A 15,942-nucleotide genomic window follows, 5' to 3' on the forward strand; every position below is an offset into this window, starting at 1 on the left:
ATCGCGTCGCGCCCGAGCGAGCCGTCCCCGGACAAGCCGCTCCCGCCCGGCTCACCCCCCGTCCCGGACCCCCGCTCCTGCCCCACCCCGGTCGTCACGCCAGCACCGCCGTCCGGTAGTCCTCGTTCCGCAGCACCAGTTCGGCGTGCGGCGCCGTGTCGACCACGCAGCCGTCGGCGATGAACACGACGCGGTCCGCGACCGCGAGCAACGCCGGGCTGGTCGTCACCACGATCGTGGTCGCGGCGCGCCGCAGTTCGCGTACACCCGCCGCAATCCGCGCCTCCGTCACCGCATCCACAGCCGTGGTCGGATCGTGCAGCACCAGCACGGCCGGATCCGCCGCCAGCGCACGGGCCAGCGCGACCCGCTGCCGTTGCCCGCCCGACAGCGAACTCCCGCCCTCGGCAAGGACCGTCGCAACCCCCTGCGGCAGTACGCCCGCCACCTCGTCAGCCCCCGACGCCACAAGCGCCCGCTCCACCCGGGCCCCGTCCACCCGGGGCCCGTCAATCCGAGCCCCGTCAATCCGAGCCCCGTCAACCCCGCCCTCACCGGCGATGGCCCCATCCGGCGTGGCGCCGAGCCCCTCACCGCACACAGAGCCGACGTTCCACTCCAACGACCCCTCGAAGAGATTCGCGTCGTGGGCGGCCACCAGTACCGCCGACCGCAGTTCGTCCGGGGCCAGCAGCGGCAGGGGCATGCCGTCCAGTTCGACCGCGCCCGCGTCCGGGTCGACGTCCCGGGCCAGGCACCGCAGCAGCGCCACGGCCTCCGCAGGATCGACCGCGACCACCGCCACGAACTCCCCGGGTCCCGCGTCAAGTCCGACCGCCCGCAGCGGCCCGTGCGCGAGATCACGTACGACGATGCGCCCGCCCGCCGGCTTGCTCGGCCGCGCTTCACCGGGCGGCACCGCGGGCGCCGCGCCCAACACCTCGGCGATGCGCGCCGCCGAAGCCCGCGCCTGGGCGAATTCCGCGTTGATGTAGGAGAACATCGACAGCGGCCCGAGCAGGAACTGCGCGAGGCCCACCGCGGCGACGAGTTCGCCGAGGCTGATGCTTCCGTCGGCGGCCAGCCGACCGCCGACCAGCGCCACCAAGGCGATGAACACCCCCGCGAGTGCGAGGACGACGCCGCCCTGCCACGCCTGCGCACGAGCGGCCCGCAACGTCGCGGTCAGCGACTCGCGGCTGGTGGTCCGGTAGCGGGCGACAGCCGCGGACTCGCCGCCGATGCCCTTGAGCACCCGAAGACCCGCGACCAGGTCCGCCGCCACACCCGAGGCGTGCGCGGCCCGCTCCTGCTCGGCCGAACTCCGGCGCTCCAGCGGCTTGCTCACCACATGTCCGAGCCACAGCAGCGGCGGAGCGCCCAGCAACACCATGAGCCCCAGGGGCAGCGATATGCGCAGAAGCGCGACGGCTCCAACCGTCAGACCGGTCAGCCCGCCGACGGCCAGCACGACGCCCATGTTGACGCCGCCGACTCGCCGGGCGTCCTCGGTCGCGACGTTGACGAGAGCTCCCGGCAGCCGTCCCCGGTCGGCACCGCCGACGGGGTCCAGGACCCGGTCGACGATCCGCAGCCGCAGATCGTGCGCCGCCTCCTCCGCAGCCCGCTCACCCGCCCGCGCGCCGAACCGAAATCCGAACGACAGCACCAGGTACACCGCGCCGAGCACGGCGATCCACAGGGCAAAAGCGCCCGCGTCGTCCCGGGCCACGGCACGGTCGATGACGACGCCGATGAGGACCGGCACCACCGCCTCGCCCGCCTGATGCCCGGCACCGAGCGTGGCCGCCAGCGCCACCCGCCGGGACTGCCCGCGTACCGACTGCCGCAACACCGCGCGCCCCGTCAGCGCGTCACCCATCGACACCCCGCCCGCCCGTCACCGAATCCTCCGGAATACGCCCGGCTCCGGGCACAAAGAACGTAGGTGAGGCTAGCCTAAGGGTGCGTCAACGGACAGACCCGATCACACCCGGTCTCAACCGATCGCCGCCACGCGACCGCGACGCGACGCCACCACGTCGGGGGCCCAGTCGAGTCCCAGCCGAGCCCCAGGCCCCCGGCTAAGTCCCGCCAGAGCCAAGTCGGGGCCAAGCAGTGGAAAAGGCATGGGGCCAAACCGGGGACCAAGCCGAGGCCGAGCCAAGACCGAGCCGAGCCCGCCCCCACAAGTCGGCCTCCCAAGGGAGGCTAACCGCCCAAAAAGCTCCGCCCCCGGGACCGACTCAGACCCCTCGCAAGTCCCCCGACTGCCCCACCCGCACCCATATACACAGCTATACGCGGCACCACCCCGGGCCGAGTGGCGGGCCTCCCAGGCGTCTGTTGTGATCGAAGCGTCCGACCGTTTGACGAAAGGACACGCCCCGCCATGGACACGACCATGATGAAGGCCCGTGACGTGATGCACTCCGGCGCCAAGTGCGTTCCCGAGGACGCGTCGCTCATGGACGCCGCGAAGATGATGAAGGACATGGACGTCGGCTGCGTACCGATCTGCGGCACCGACGACCGGCTCAAGGGCATGGTGACCGACCGCGACATCGTGCTGCACTGTTGTGCCGAGGGACGCGACCCCGCCACCGTCCGCGCCGGCGAACTCGCCGGGAACCTCCACTGGTGCGACGCCGACGCCGGCCTCGACGAGGTGCTTGACATGATGGAGGCGCACCAGATCCGGCGGCTCCCGGTCATCGACACGCAGAACGGCCACCGGCTGGTCGGCATGATCAGCGAAGCCGACCTCGCGCGGAACGTCACCGACCGGCAGATCGCCGAGTTCGTGGAGAAGGTGTACGCCGTCTCCTGACACCCGCCGGGCCCCGCGCCCGGCCCGCGCGAATCGTCGCCAGCGTCAGCGCGACTGTGCCCACGACCAGCAGCATCGGTGACGCCGCATCCAAGGCCGCGGGCACATGGTCGCCCGGCACGCGACTGCGGCCGACCAACACAGCCGCGATCCCGCCCCCGGCCAGAGCGGGGACGGCCCGTTCGGGCATCGACCTTCCAGGCACCGCCTCAACGGCCGCTGCGCCTCCGGGCCCGACTCCTCCGGCCCCCGCCCCGCCGGGCACCGGCCGCCCCGACACCGCGCGTCGCGCGGTCGCCGGGGCGGGCATCCGTTCGGTCACCGCACGTCCCCGTGCGCCGGACCGCCGCCGCTCCGGGCCCCCGTCACCGCGGCACCCCGCACGCGGAACACCCGCCCGAAGAACCGGCGGAAGAACCGAGCGAAGAACCAGCCGAAGCACCGCGCGAAGAAGCGGGCGAAGAACCGGGCAAAGAGCCGGCCGAAGTACCGGGCGAAACCCCGCCCCCGTCACCGCCCGGGACGCCACCTGCCGCACGACCGCCGGTCACAAGAACACCGGCTCGTTCTCCGCCCGTTCACGGATCGCCCGGAGCCACGCCCGCCGGATCACCCCGCTCGGGGGGCGGATCAGCGCCCAGTACGCCTGGAAGATCCGGCGCGACCGCTCGTCCGTCGCCCACACCCGCGTCTCCGTCGTGACCGTCGAGCCGCGCCGCAGGAAGTTGAAGACGATCTTGAGGTGGCCCGGCGCGTCGAACGCCCGGACCGCGTCGGCGGGCAGCTCCCCCGCCAGCGGCACCGGCCGCGCGGGCAGCCGCGTCGAGATCATGCCGACCACCAGCTCGTTGTCCGAGCGGTCGAGCACCGTGAAGCCGTCCTTCGTCATCGACGCCAGGATCCGGGTGTCCACCGCCCGGTCGCGGCCGGCGAAGCGCAGCACCATCAGCCTTCGGAACGTCGGGACCTCACGCCACGTCAACTCCTCGATCGCCCGGAACACCGTGTCCGCGTAGGCGTCGATCTCGATCGTGTGGCGTTCGCGGAAGTGCCATTCGGGGAGAACGTCGTCCAGGCGCATGGCGGGCGTACCCTTCTTGCGGCGGAGGATCGCCCGGTGCGGTGCGATCGCGTACGGCGATCATCGCGCCCGCACGCGCGCGGGGCGTCGCCCGCCGGAAGGGTCCTGCGGTGGCCCGCCCGCTGTAGGGCGCCGCCGCACTACCGCGGGAGGACTACCCCTCCGGGACTACGCGCCTCGGCCGCACCAGGCCCGACTCGTAGGCCGCGACCACCAGTTGCGCCCGGTCGCGCAGCCCCAGCTTGGCGAGCACGCGGCTGATGTGTGTCTTGACGGTGTTGGGGCTCATCGCCAGCCGTACGGCGATCTCGTCGTTCGTCAGGCCCGCCGCGATCTCGCACAACACCTCGCGCTCGCGCTCGGTCAGCGCGTCGAGCAGCGTATCGCCCGCGTCGGCGTCGCCGGGTGTGCGGACCAGCGAGCGCGTGAACATGTCGATGACCTGGCGGGTGATGCCGGGTGAGAGCAGCGCGTCACCACGCGCGACGACCCGGATGGCCTGGACGAGTTCCTCGGCCTCGGCGTCCTTGACCAGGAACCCGCTCGCGCCCGCGCGCAGGGCGGCGTAGACGTTGGCGTCTTCGGCGTACGTCGTGAGTATCACCACGCGCACACCGGCCAGTTCCGGGTCCCCGGCGATGCGCCGCGTCGCGGTGAGGCCGTCGACGTCGGGCATCCGGATGTCCATGAGCAGGACGTCCGGCCGCAGCTCGCGGGCGAGCGCGACCGCGGCACCGCCGTCGGCGGCCTCACCGACCACCTCGAAGTCCGACTCGGTGCCGAGGAGCGCGCGGAATCCCGTACGCACCAGCGCCTGGTCGTCGGCCAGGCCGATTCGGATCATCCCGCCTCCCCTCGTCGCACGGCCAGCGGCAGGCGCGCCGCGACCCGAAACCCGCGGCACGGCTCGTCCTCCCCCGAGGTGACGGCTCCCGCGACGAGTGTGCCGCCGACCGACTCGGCGCGCTCACGCATCCCGGGCAGCCCGTGCCCGCTGCCCTGACCGTCGGTCAGGCCGAGGCCGTCGTCGACGACTTCCAGGACCAGTTCGCTGTCACCGTACGCCACCCGCACTCGGGCGGACGCGCCGTGCCCCGCGTGCCGCAGCACGTTCGTGAGCGACTCCTGCACGATGCGGTACGCCGCGTGGCCCGTCTCGGCGGGCAGCGGCACGGACGCTCCGGCACGCTCCAGTTCGACCGGAACTCCGGCGTTTCGCACCGCCTCCAGCAGCGTGTGAAGGCGTTCCAGACCGTCGTTGTCCGGCAGCCCGGTCTCGCGCAACATCCCTACGGTGGCCCGGAGTTCGCGCAGTGCCTCGCGGCTGGCGGTACGGATGGCGATCAGCGAGTCGCGCACCTCCGGCCCGGGGTCGCCGAGCAGGCGCAGCGTCGCGGCCGACTGCACGGCGATACCGGCCATGCTGTGCGCCACCACGTCGTGCAACTCCCGTGCGATGCGCAGCCGTTCCTCCGCGACGCGTTTCTCCGCGTCGCGGACGGCCTGCGCGACGCGGGCCTCGGCAGCCTCCCGGCGCACCCGTACGACCTCGCCGACGAGCACCGGCCCGCCGAACGTCGCGAGCACCACGGCGTAGAAGAGCGTCACGGAACCCACGAACGTCGCCGCGCTGTCGAGTGTGCGGGCCATCCTCGGCACCCAGAGGCTGCACATGGCGACGATGAACATGAGCGCCGCGACCGCGGTCCTACGGCGGCGACCGGCGGCGGCGGTCGCGTACAGGCAGAGCATCACGGGCAGCACGATGGGCCCGACGGGGTACCCGCGCATCATGAACGCCGCGAGTACGCCGCTCTCCGCGACGAGCGTCACGCGGGGCCAGCGCGTACGGGCGACCAGCAGCAGCGACGCGGCCACGACCAGCACCCACGCGAGCCAGTCGACGTCGTTGCCCTCAAGTCGGCTCGGCTCGCCGCCGCCGGTGTCGAGCACGTAGACCGGCACGGACACGATGAACACGCCGATGATCTGCACCGGCAGCATCGCGACGGCCAGCGCGACGTCCACCGCGGGCAGTCCGAACACCCGCCCCGGAAACCGCTCCGGCAACCCGGCCAACCCACGTATCGGACGCACAAACCCACCCTACGGACCCCGCAACCCCCCAGACCGCCGCACCCGCGCCCAACTACCCGGAAAGGGAGTGGGCCCGGGTCGCCTGGCGCTGGGACCGGCAATGTTCACGGTGCCCGGCGCATGGCATCGCGCCTTGCGGCGTCGCGGTGTGGGGCCGTCAAGGCCGAGTTGGCGAGCACGTCGGCCCGCGCCTGGCACGGGAGGGCCCTCCAGCCCGGCGGTAGGCACCGGACACCGGGCAGCCCCGACGATTCGCGGTGAGCGCGGGCGCAGGCTCGCGGGCCGCATGCACTTGGGTGCTGTGCGCCGACGACGGATTGGCGATCGGGGCCGAGGGCGGGCACGCGCGCACCGGCGACTGAACCGCCCCGGCGCCGACACATGGCCGCAGCGCGGCCAGAAGGCGGGCACAGGGCAGGCAGACGGAGGGCGGAGGGCGGTCTAAGCGCAGGCCAACAGGCATCCCAACGTCCGGCCGGCCCGGCGACTCAACACGCGAATCCGCGGGTTCACGCGTGCGCGGGTTCACGCGTGCGCGGGTTCACGCGTGCGCGGGTTCACGCGTGCGCGGGTTCACGGGGTCACGCTCGCTGGTGCGGTGACCACAAACCTTCACCGGTTCTCGCCGCCCGGCACCGCGCCTCGCGGCGTCGCAGGACCTCGCGAGTACGACCGAGTACGAGTACGAGCTTCGGCCCTGCGCTTGGGAGGGCCGCCAGGCCCGGCGAGTGCTGCATCGCACCGCACCGAACAACGAGAACCGGCAAACCTTTCTGGCCACCGCACTAGCGCGTTGCCGCCCACTCCTCCAGCAGGGCCTGTTCCTTCTCCGCAGCGATGCCCTGGGGCCCGGCGGGCCCGCGGTAGATGGGCAGGTACTCGGGAACACCCGCTGACTCCAGCCAGGCCCAGGTGTCGGCGACGGTGTCCGTCACAGGACGCGTGGTGAGCCCGGCGGCGAGCGCCTTCGCCGAGTCGGGCTGCCAGAGTGCGGCCATCTCGTCGGTGGGCGGGGCCCACAGCGGGAGTTCGGTCCAGGGTTCCACGCCGCGTTCGAGGAGGAAGTCGTCGTCCACCCAAACCAGTTCCGCGTCCGACCCGGTCGCCGCGACGCAGTCGCCGAGCCATGCGCCCATGGTCGTGTTCGCCGGTGAGCCGCTGGCGAGGAAACGTCCCTCGGTTCCGGCCTCTACGTGGTCGAGCATGAACGCGGCCAGGTCGCGCGCGTCGATGACCTGCATGGGGCGGTCCGGGTCGCCCGGCGCCAGGACCCGGCCGCCCGCGGCGATGCGGCGCAGCCACCACGGCAGGCGTCCGACGTTCTCGTACGGACCGAGGATCAGCCCCGGCTGGACGACCAGCACGCGCCCGTCGAACCCGCTCTCTACCGCGCGTTCGCAACCCGCCTTGAGTATCCCGTAGTCGCCGTCCGTCTCGTCCGCGTCCGGGGCGCAGGCAAAGCGGGGCGACTGCTCGTCCACGGGACTCGCGGGCCAGTCCTGGTAGGCCGAGATGCTGGACACGAACGCGTACGTCGCCACACGCCCGTTCAGCGCCCGCACCGAGTCGCCGACCACGCGCGGGGTGAACCCGCAGACGTCGACGACGGCATCCCATGGCCCGGCCGACGCCAGGCGTTCCAGGTCCGCCTTGTTCTCGCGGTCGCCCCGCACGGTCGCGGCGCCCGGCACATCCGTGCCGGTACGCCCCCGGTTGAACGTCGTGACCGCGTGCCCGCGTGCGAGCGCCGTCTCGACGATGGTCCGTCCGACGAACACCGATCCGCCGATCACCAGAATGTCCATGGGTTGAGACTTCCCCGATCGACGTCACGATGTGTACGGATTCGCCTGTCGGCGAACGGATTACGCGGTCAGGCGAACGGACTTGCCACGGCCGTGCAAGTCAGCGGCCGGCTCGGCGGTCGGCAACCGGCCCAGCCGTCAGTGGTCGTCCCAGTGGCCGTCGTGCCGGGCGTGGCGGTGGCCGTCATGGATGTAGTCGACGTGGTCGTCGTGCGGCACCGCGACGTGGCCGCAGCCGTCGCCGTGCTCGTGGTGGTGCCCCTCGTGCACGTGGTGGCCGCTGGGCGAGCACTCGTCGGTGTGCCCGTCGTGCATGCGGTGGATGTGCCCGTCGTGGACGTAGTCGATGTGATCGCCGTGCGGCACCGCGACATGGCCGCAGCCCTCGCCGTGTGCGTGGGTGTGGTGCGTGTGCTCCTGGTGGTCGACCGCCGTGCCCATCGCCTGATCAGCCCCAATCCCAATCTGCCGACTGCTGTTGTCCGGGCAACGATTCATCCAGGTATGGGACACGGGATCAACGTGCCACACCGCCAGGCGAGGAAGCAGCGGGATGAGCACGGTACGCGCCGCACGCCCCCCGCGGTGCGCCAGACTTGCCCCATGGAGATCACGCTCGACCCGCAGTCCCCCGTACCGCCGTTCGAGCAGGTTCGGGAGCAGATCGCGGAACAGGCCCGCAGCGGGGGCCTGCCCGTCGGAACCAAGTTGCCGACCGTGCGCGCCCTCGCGGCCGATCTCGGGCTCGCGGTCAACACCGTCGCCCGCGCGTACCGCGAACTCGAAGCCGATGCGGTGGTCGAGACGCGGGGCCGCAACGGTACGTTCGTGGCCGCGGTCGGCGACACCGCACGGCGCGAGGCGGCGGCCGCGGCCGGCGAGTACGCGCGGCGGGCGGTACGCCTCGGCCTCGGCCGCGACGAGGCCCTGGCCGCCGCGGTGACCGCACTGGACGCGGTGTACAACCCCCGCTGACGCAGCGTCAACTTCCCTGGTGGGCAGTCGAACACACCGGCGAGCCGCGGTGTGCCGCCGGGGGCCGCCGACGCCGGATGGCGTCCGGGTTGGGCAAAACCGCTGTACGCACGCCCCTGCGGCACGGATGATCGAGGTATGTCCATGCCCCGTCAGATACCGGCCCGGATCCACGGGGTGGAGGCCGCCGAGACCGGCGGCGGCGATGTGTCGCCGTCCCTCGACCCCTCCCAGACCCTGCCCTACTCGCTCGGACTCGACGATTCGGACACCCCGTACGACGTGATCGACGCCCTCACGCTGGCCGAGTTCGTCTCGGGCCGCCAGCCGTGGGCCTGCACCACCCGGCTCGACCGCATCCGCCCGGGGGCCAAGCTGGTGCCGCGCGGTGCGAAGGTGTTGCGCACGGTCGAGGAGGACGACCGGCAGTCGACCCTCGCCGCGGGCGAGGGCTGGACCCTGCGTGCGGTGGTGTGGCGAAGCGGCGGCGGCGAGGTGACCGTCACCGCGGACAACCCGAAGACCGGCCGCGCGGTGATGAAGAAGGCGGTCAAGAACGCGAAGGCCGAACCCCTGCCGCAGGACGAGTCCGTGGCGATGGGGTTCTGGTACCACTCGGCACGGCGCGGCCCGTACCGCACGACGCGTTCGATCACCGCCGCGCCGTGGTCGCAGATCCGCCGCAACTACGCGGGCACGACCGCCGCGGCGTTCGACAAGCTGATGGCCGTGGGCCGCGACGACGTCGCGGGCCGCCTGATCCTGCTGCACGGGCCGCCCGGCACCGGTAAGACGACGGTGCTGCGTTCGCTCGCGCGCGAGTGGCGCGACTGGTGCCGGATGGACTGCGTGCTCGATCCCGAGGCGCTGTTCGGCGACACCGGCTACCTGATGGACGTCGCGATCGGCCGCACCGGCGAGGAGGACGACTCCGAGCACACCCGGTGGCGGCTGCTGGTCCTGGAGGACTGCGACGAGCTGATCCGCGGCGAGGCCAAGCGGTCCACCGGGCAGGCCCTCTCGCGGCTGCTGAACCTGACCGACGGCCTGCTCGGCCAGGGCCGCAACGTGCTCGTGGCGATCACCACCAACGAGTCGCTGGGGCAACTGCACCCGGCGGTCGTACGGCCGGGCCGCTGCCTCGCGCAGATCGAGGTGGGGCCGCTGGACTACCAGGAGGCGACCACGTGGCTCGGCACCTCGAACGGCGTGGGCTCGGCGTCGACGCTCGCGGAGCTGTACGCGCTCAAGAACGGCGCGGCACCCGTCGAGGCGTCCCGTCCGCCGATCGGTGACGGGATGTACCTGTAACGGCAGGGCGCCGGAGCCCACGCGGCCCCGGCGCCGCCCTCGCCGACGGCCGTGCCGTCAGAGGTCCAGGTCGACGACCACCGGCGCGTGGTCCGAAGTGCCCTTGCCGCGCCGGGCCTCGCGGTCCACGTAGGAGTCCTTGACCGCGGCGTTGAACGCGGGGTTGCCCATCACGAGGTCGATGCGCATGCCCTTGTTCTTCTGGAAGCCGAGGTTGCGGTAGTCCCAGAACGTGAACGGCACGTCGTACTTGAGCGCGCGCGGCATGATCTCTTCGAGGCCGGCCTTGCCCAGTTCGACCAGGGCGGTGCGCTCGGCCTCGCTGACGTGGGTCGCGCCCTCGAAGAGGCTGATGTCCCAGACGTCCTTGTCGGTGGGCGCGACGTTGAAGTCGCCCAGCACCGCGAAGGGGCGCTCGCCGGCCGCGTCGAACGCGACCGCCGTCTTGAGCGCGGCCAGCCATTCCAGCTTGTACGCGTAGTGCGCGTGCACGAGCTCGCGCCCGTTCGGCACGTAGACCGACCACACGCGGACCGCTCCGCAGGTCGCGCTGATCGCGCGCGTCTCCTGCACGCCCTCGTACTCGGGGCCGCCCTCCAGGCCGCGGACGACGTCCTCAAGACCGACCTTCGACAGGATCGCGACGCCGTTCCAGCGGCCGTCACCGTGCGCGGCGACCTGGTAGCCGAGCGCCTCGACGGCCTCGTACGGGAAGGCGTCGGCCGTGCACTTGAGCTCCTGGAGGCACAGGACGTCGGGGGCGGCGCCCTCCAGCCATTCGAGCATGCGCGGCAGCCTGGCCCCGACCGAGTTGATGTTCCAGGTGGCGACCCTCATGCGACCGTGACCGACCTTTCCTCTTCGCTGCTGTGCCCTGACCGGGTACGGCTGTACGCCGGCAGGCCCGACCGGCCCATTGTCCCCCGTACGTCCGACACCGCCGTATGACGGCACACTGGTCCGCATGACTTCTCCAGAGCCGGACGTCATCGCCGAGCTGTCCGCCGCCATCAGCGCCTTCTCGGCCGAGCGCGACTGGGAGCCGTACCACACCCCGAAGAACCTGGTGATGGCCCTCAGCGTCGAGGCGTCCGAGCTGGTGGAGATCTTCCAGTGGCTGACTCCCGAGCAGGCGGGCCGGGTGATGGCGGATCCCGAGGTCGCCGAGCACGTCCGGGAGGAGGTCGCGGACGTGTTCGCCTATCTGCTGGGCGTCTGCACCGTGCTCGACATCGACATCGCCCAGGCGCTGCGCGACAAGATGGTCAAGAACGCGCTGAAGCACCCGGTTCCCCGGACGGCTCCGAAGCCGCAGACGCCGTAAGCGCCTCCGCCTCAAAAGACAGCCTTCCTTACCTTGTGTCCGCGGCCCGCGCGCCGCACAATGGCCCGGAATAGTTAACCGAGGCAAGCGATCTACGAGGTGGGCGCATGAGTTTCGTCTTCGACGCCGACAACCACTACTACGAGGCGATCGACGCGTTCACCCGCCACCTCGACCCGCGCCTGGGCGGCAGCGTCATCCAGTGGTGCACGATCAACGGCCGCCAGTACCACGTGATCGGCGGCAAGGTGAACCACGCCGTGGTGAACCCGACGTTCGACCCGATCGCCAAGGCCGGCGCCATGTCCGAGTACTTCCGGGGCAATCCGGAGGGCCGCAACCCACTGGAGTTCCTGCGCGAGCGCGAGCCGATCCGCCCCGAGTACCGCGACCCGGCCGCGCGCGTGCGCGTCATGGACGAGCAAGGCCTGGACAAGGTCTGGCTGTTCCCGACCCTCGGCATGATCTACGAGGACGCCCTGAAGCACGACCCGAAGGCCGTCGGCCACCTGTTCCGGTCGTTCAACCGCTGGCTGGAGGAGGACTGGGGCTGGAACCACGCGGACCGCATCTTCGCGGCGCCGTACATCGCCCTCGCCGACCTCGACACCGCGATGGCCGACCTGGACCGCGCGCTGGAGAACGGCGCCCGGGTCGTGTGCATGCGACCGGCCGCGCCGACCACCGCGGACGGGCCGTTCACGCCGGGCGACCCGGTCTTCGACCCGTTCTGGGCACGTGTCAACGAGGCCGGAGTGCCGGTCGTCGTGCACGCCGGGGACAGCGGCTACTCGTCCAACGGCTACAGCCGCAAGCAGGGCCTGTCCACGGACTTCAAGGGGCACGGCAAGCCGTCGGTCACGATGCTGTGGACGATGGAGCGCCCGATCTACGACTTCCTCGCGTCGCTCATCCTCGACCGCGTCTTCCACCGCTTCCCGAACGTACGCGTCGTCTCGGTGGAGAACGGCTCGGAGTTCCTCGGCGACCTGTTCCGCAAACTGCGCTCGGTCAACCGCAAGGTCCCGGGCCTGTTCCCGGAGGACCCGGTGGAGACCTTCCGCCGCCACATCTGGATCAACCCGTTCTGGGAGGACGACGTGCACGAGACCGTCGAACTCATGGGCGCGGACCGGGTGGTCTTCGGCTCCGACTGGCCGCACATCGAGGCGCTGCCCAACCCGCGCGACTACGAGACCGAGGTCAAGGACTTCGACGAGGAGACCCGCGCGAAGATCATGGGCCTGAACGCCGAGGAGCTGAACACCCCGAAGCCGGCCTGACCGGCTCCCGTGCGCACGCCGCCCCAGGACCGGCAACTCGCCTGCCGTGCACGGGTGGTCGCTCGTCCTCCACAAGCCCCCCCGGGGCGGCGTACGCAGGTTGGCGCTCACACCAGCCCGGCGAGCTTGTAGAGGACGAGCGAACCGGCCACCGCCACGTTGAGGGTGGTGCCCGTCCCCACCATCGGGATCTCCACCACTTCGTCGAGGAGGTCGAGGGCCTCGGGCGGGATGCCGTCGCGCTCGTGCCCGAGCACGGCGACCGTGGTGCCCCGGGCCGGACGCAGGTCGGCCAACCGCACGGCGTTCTCCGCCAGTTCGACCCCCACCACCCGCGCCCCACGCTCGCGCTGCCGGGCCAGCCAGGTGAGTTGGTCGCCGCTCCAGTGCACACACGCCGGACGCCGCAGGGTGTTCCCGCGCGCCAGCGCCTCGGGCACCCAGGGCAGCCGCGGTACCGCCAGGCAGGCCCCGACCGCGTCACAAGTGCGCAGCATGGTCCCGAGGTTGACGTGGTGCATCGGCCACAGGGCCGCGGCGTAGAGGTGGTCCCAGCACGCGTGGGCGCGCGGGCGCCGGGAGCGCCTGAGGTCCGCGCGGGTGCTGGTGCGGATCGCGGGGGCACCGCCCCGCCCGCTCCCCATCACGCGGGCGAGGAGGCGGACCTCCTCGCGGGGGCTGCGGTGGCGCGGCCACCGTCGTGAACGTGGCCTGACAGGCCGTCACTTGTTCTCATGCAGAGGGCACTTCGCGGTGTGCCCGGACCTTCGCCGAGTGATAGCGGGACGTCCAGGATAGGCGATCGCGAGCCCGTCGCGATCAGCCTTTGTGGCGCTCGTGGTAGCGCGCGACCCGCGCGCGGTTGCCGCACCCGGCCGAACACCAGCCCCGGCGCGGGTGGTTCTTGACGTAGAACAGCACGCAGCCGGGGCCGCCGCAGGAGCGCAGCAGCGCGCGGTCCTCGCCGCCGAACATGTCGATCGCGGCCGCGGCGAGAGCGGACAGCGCGGCGAGCGGGTGCGGGTCGGCGACGTCGTACGCGACCAGCCCGCCGTCGCCGCGCACCGCCAGACGGGGTACGCGCGGCGCCGCGGCGGCCGCCTCGTTGACGACCGCGATCGCCGCGTCGTCGGGGGTCTCGCCGTCGACCAGTGCGCGGGAGAGGCTGCGGATCGCGTCCCGCAGCGCGGCGAAGCGCGGCACGTCCGCGGGGCGCAGTCCGGCGAGGGCGGCGTCCGCGACCCCGGCAGGGAAGGCGTCGGCGTGCTCGGTGAGCCAGGCGGCGAGCGACTCGGGCGTGACGAGGGCGTCGTGGATGCCGCCGCGGGTCCCGCGTACCGCGAAGTACGTGTTGCCGAACTCGACGGCCAGAGGCTCCCCGAGTGCGGGAGCCCCGCTGCCCTCGGCCTTCGGAATGATCATGCTGTCCACCCTCTAATGGTAGTCGGCACTTGCATCCATGTGTGATTACTGTCAGAGTAACTAATGGCAAGAATCGAATCTTGCCGTTAGATGATGCTCGCAGAAGCATCACCGGAAGACCGTGGAGGGCAAGCATGCCGACGACCACCGCCGTTCCCAGCGGCCTGAAGACCGGCCACATCGGGCTCAACGTCACCGACCTCGACCGGTCCGCGGACTTCTACACGAAGGTCTTCGGCCTCCAGGTCGTCAGCCGCGACGACGCGCAGGGCTGGGTGTTCCTCGGCGACGAGGGGCGCCTGCTGATCACACTGTGGCGGCAGAGCGAGGGCGTGTTCCGCGCCGGGACCCCCGGGCTGCACCACCTGTCGTTCCAGGTCGACGACGTCGCGGCGGTACGCGCCGCGGAGGCGGTCCTGAAGGAACTGGGCGCGGTCTTCGCCCACGACGGCGTCGTGCCGCACGGCGAGGGCACCGCGTCGGGCGGCATCTTCTTCGCCGACCCGGACGGCATCCGACTGGAGATCTACGCCCCGACCGGCGCCGAGGGCGTGTCGGCGCCGTCCGGGGACGCACCGACCTGCGGCTTCTTCTAGGCCGTGCCTGCCGGGTCAGGCCACCGCTCATCTCCGTTGTCCGCCGCCGGGTCCGGGACGCCCCCGGGCCCGGCCCACGCCCGGGAGGGACCGATGGACCGCAGATACCACCGCGGCGAGATCGCCGTACAGGAGCGCGCGGGGGCCACCGGCCGCGCGGCGCACTCCGAGCGCGCGATCGGGACCACCGTCCCGGCCGTCGCGACCGCCTTCCTCGCCGCCCAGCCGATGGTCGTCGTGGGCGGCACGGACGACGCCGGACAGGTCTGGGCGACCGTGCTCACCGGCGAGCCCGGCTTCCTCCGCGCCGTCGGCGACACGGAGGTGACGGTGGCCGCCCGCCCCGGGCCGGACGACCCGCTCGCCGCCGTGCTCGCCGACACGTCCGGCGTCGGGGCGCGGGTCGGCATGATCGCCATCGAACCCGGCACGCGGCGGCGCATGCGCATGAACGGGACGGCGTACGCGGTCGGCCGCGGCCTGCGCGTCGACCTCGATCAGGTTTATGCGAACTGCCCCAAATACATCAGCAAGCGCGCGCCCGCCGCGGCGCCCGGCGACCTGACCGGCGGCGCGGGCGCGGGAGCCGTACGCGGGACCGAGCTGACCGCCCGGCAGCGCGCGGCGATCACGTCCACCGACACGTTCTTCGTCGCCACGGCCGACGACGAGGGCAACACCGACGCGTCGCACCGGGGCGGGAACCCCGGCTTCGTGCACGTGCCGGCATCCGACCGGATCGTCTGGCCGGACTACGCGGGCAACTCGATGTTCATGACGGCCGGGAACCTCGCGGTCAACCCGGCCGCGGGGCTGGTCTTCCCGGACTGGAGCGCCGGCGGCCTGCTGCACGTCACCGGGACCGCCCGCACGATCTGGGACGACGCGGAGCGGATCGCGGCGCACCCGGGGGCGGAGCGGCTGATGGAGCTGACCGTGACCGGGGTCGTCGAAGTGGCGGGCGCGACGGGGCTCGTCTGGTCGGCGCCGGAGTACTCCCGGCACAGCCCGGAGTTGGCCTGACGTCCGGCCGACGGCCGTTCGGTGGCCGTTCGGTGGCCCGTCGAAGGCTGTCCCCACGCGCCCCGGCCTGATGGCAATTTCCGCCAACCGCACGGCGGGGGGGGGGGGGGGGGGGGGGGGGGGGGGGGGGGGGGGGGGGGGGGGGGGGGGGGGGGGGGGGGGGGGGGGGGGGGGGGGGGGGGGGGGGGGGGGGGG

General features: G+C 72.3%; 16 protein-coding genes. 7 read left to right on the plus strand and 9 right to left on the minus strand.

The features are described from left to right. Window positions 1-94: 94 nt before the first annotated feature. Window positions 95-1,882, minus strand: coding sequence for an ABC transporter ATP-binding protein (locus ACRX5S_RS26985; protein WP_436775700.1), 1,788 nt, complete (start codon window positions 1,880-1,882; stop codon window positions 95-97). Between the two features lie 510 nt (window positions 1,883-2,392). Between ACRX5S_RS26985 and ACRX5S_RS26990 the strand changes: the two genes are divergently transcribed. Further along, the gene (locus ACRX5S_RS26990; RefSeq protein WP_436775701.1) at window positions 2,393-2,830 is read left to right on the plus strand and encodes a CBS domain-containing protein; all 438 of its coding nucleotides are present in this window, start codon (window positions 2,393-2,395) and stop codon (window positions 2,828-2,830) included. 547 nt (window positions 2,831-3,377) lie between these two features. On the opposite strand, the gene ACRX5S_RS26995 is transcribed toward ACRX5S_RS26990, so the two are convergent. The 5 genes from ACRX5S_RS26995 to ACRX5S_RS27015 all read right to left on the minus strand — a co-directional run bounded on the left by ACRX5S_RS26995 (window position 3,378) and on the right by ACRX5S_RS27015 (window position 8,254). After that, window positions 3,378-3,911, minus strand: coding sequence for a hypothetical protein (locus ACRX5S_RS26995; RefSeq protein ID WP_436775702.1), 534 nt, complete (start codon window positions 3,909-3,911; stop codon window positions 3,378-3,380). A gap of 154 nt (window positions 3,912-4,065) precedes the next feature. Then, window positions 4,066-4,755 (minus strand): response regulator, encoded by a 690-nt coding sequence (locus tag ACRX5S_RS27000; RefSeq protein WP_436775703.1) that lies wholly within the window; start codon window positions 4,753-4,755, stop codon window positions 4,066-4,068. Then, window positions 4,752-6,008 (minus strand): sensor histidine kinase, encoded by a 1,257-nt coding sequence (locus ACRX5S_RS27005; protein ID WP_436775704.1) that lies wholly within the window; start codon window positions 6,006-6,008, stop codon window positions 4,752-4,754. The genes ACRX5S_RS27000 and ACRX5S_RS27005 overlap by 4 nt, the downstream gene beginning before the upstream one ends. A gap of 785 nt (window positions 6,009-6,793) precedes the next feature. Continuing rightward, window positions 6,794-7,813: an NAD-dependent epimerase/dehydratase family protein gene (locus ACRX5S_RS27010; RefSeq protein ID WP_436775705.1), complete on the minus strand. Its 1,020-nt coding sequence runs from the start codon at window positions 7,811-7,813 to the stop codon at window positions 6,794-6,796. A gap of 138 nt (window positions 7,814-7,951) precedes the next feature. Next, the gene (locus ACRX5S_RS27015) at window positions 7,952-8,254 is read right to left on the minus strand and encodes a hypothetical protein (RefSeq protein ID WP_436775706.1); all 303 of its coding nucleotides are present in this window, start codon (window positions 8,252-8,254) and stop codon (window positions 7,952-7,954) included. A 162-nt stretch (window positions 8,255-8,416) separates the two neighbouring features. On the opposite strand from ACRX5S_RS27015, the gene ACRX5S_RS27020 reads away from it, so the two are divergent. Both ACRX5S_RS27020 and ACRX5S_RS27025 read left to right on the plus strand, forming a co-directional pair. Then, the gene (locus tag ACRX5S_RS27020) at window positions 8,417-8,788 is read left to right on the plus strand and encodes a GntR family transcriptional regulator (protein WP_436775707.1); all 372 of its coding nucleotides are present in this window, start codon (window positions 8,417-8,419) and stop codon (window positions 8,786-8,788) included. A gap of 144 nt (window positions 8,789-8,932) precedes the next feature. Next, window positions 8,933-10,099 carry a DUF5925 domain-containing protein gene (locus ACRX5S_RS27025; RefSeq protein WP_436775802.1) on the plus strand — a complete coding sequence of 389 codons (1,167 nt, stop codon included), beginning with the start codon at window positions 8,933-8,935 and terminating at the stop codon, window positions 10,097-10,099. A 57-nt stretch (window positions 10,100-10,156) separates the two neighbouring features. On the opposite strand, the gene ACRX5S_RS27030 is transcribed toward ACRX5S_RS27025, so the two are convergent. After that, window positions 10,157-10,936: an exodeoxyribonuclease III gene (locus tag ACRX5S_RS27030; protein ID WP_436775708.1), complete on the minus strand. Its 780-nt coding sequence runs from the start codon at window positions 10,934-10,936 to the stop codon at window positions 10,157-10,159. A 127-nt stretch (window positions 10,937-11,063) separates the two neighbouring features. On the opposite strand from ACRX5S_RS27030, the gene ACRX5S_RS27035 reads away from it, so the two are divergent. Together ACRX5S_RS27035 and ACRX5S_RS27040 are read left to right on the plus strand one after the other, a co-directional pair. Continuing rightward, window positions 11,064-11,423 (plus strand): nucleotide pyrophosphohydrolase, encoded by a 360-nt coding sequence (locus tag ACRX5S_RS27035; RefSeq protein WP_436775709.1) that lies wholly within the window; start codon window positions 11,064-11,066, stop codon window positions 11,421-11,423. A 107-nt stretch (window positions 11,424-11,530) separates the two neighbouring features. Then, complete coding sequence (locus ACRX5S_RS27040) at window positions 11,531-12,706, plus strand: amidohydrolase family protein (protein WP_436775710.1); 1,176 nt, start codon at window positions 11,531-11,533, stop codon at window positions 12,704-12,706. A 107-nt stretch (window positions 12,707-12,813) separates the two neighbouring features. Here ACRX5S_RS27040 and ACRX5S_RS27045 read toward each other — a convergent pair whose 3' ends face one another. Both ACRX5S_RS27045 and ACRX5S_RS27050 read right to left on the minus strand, forming a co-directional pair. Beyond that, window positions 12,814-13,350 carry a TrmH family RNA methyltransferase gene (locus ACRX5S_RS27045; protein WP_436775803.1) on the minus strand — a complete coding sequence of 179 codons (537 nt, stop codon included), beginning with the start codon at window positions 13,348-13,350 and terminating at the stop codon, window positions 12,814-12,816. Between the two features lie 175 nt (window positions 13,351-13,525). Continuing rightward, window positions 13,526-14,128: a CGNR zinc finger domain-containing protein gene (locus tag ACRX5S_RS27050; protein WP_436775804.1), complete on the minus strand. Its 603-nt coding sequence runs from the start codon at window positions 14,126-14,128 to the stop codon at window positions 13,526-13,528. Between the two features lie 134 nt (window positions 14,129-14,262). Here ACRX5S_RS27050 and ACRX5S_RS27055 point away from each other — a divergent pair, with 134 nt between their 5' ends. Together ACRX5S_RS27055 and ACRX5S_RS27060 are read left to right on the plus strand one after the other, a co-directional pair. Then, on the plus strand, window positions 14,263-14,724 hold the full coding sequence (locus ACRX5S_RS27055; RefSeq protein ID WP_436775711.1) for a VOC family protein: 462 nt from the start codon (window positions 14,263-14,265) through the stop codon (window positions 14,722-14,724). Between the two features lie 93 nt (window positions 14,725-14,817). Then, the gene (locus ACRX5S_RS27060) at window positions 14,818-15,747 is read left to right on the plus strand and encodes a pyridoxamine 5'-phosphate oxidase family protein (RefSeq protein ID WP_436775712.1); all 930 of its coding nucleotides are present in this window, start codon (window positions 14,818-14,820) and stop codon (window positions 15,745-15,747) included. Window positions 15,748-15,942: the final 195 nt, after the last annotated feature.

Origin of the sequence: Yinghuangia sp. YIM S09857, assembly GCF_051388915.1 — a bacterium.
In the GTDB taxonomy this organism is placed as follows: domain Bacteria; phylum Actinomycetota; class Actinomycetes; order Streptomycetales; family Streptomycetaceae; genus Yinghuangia.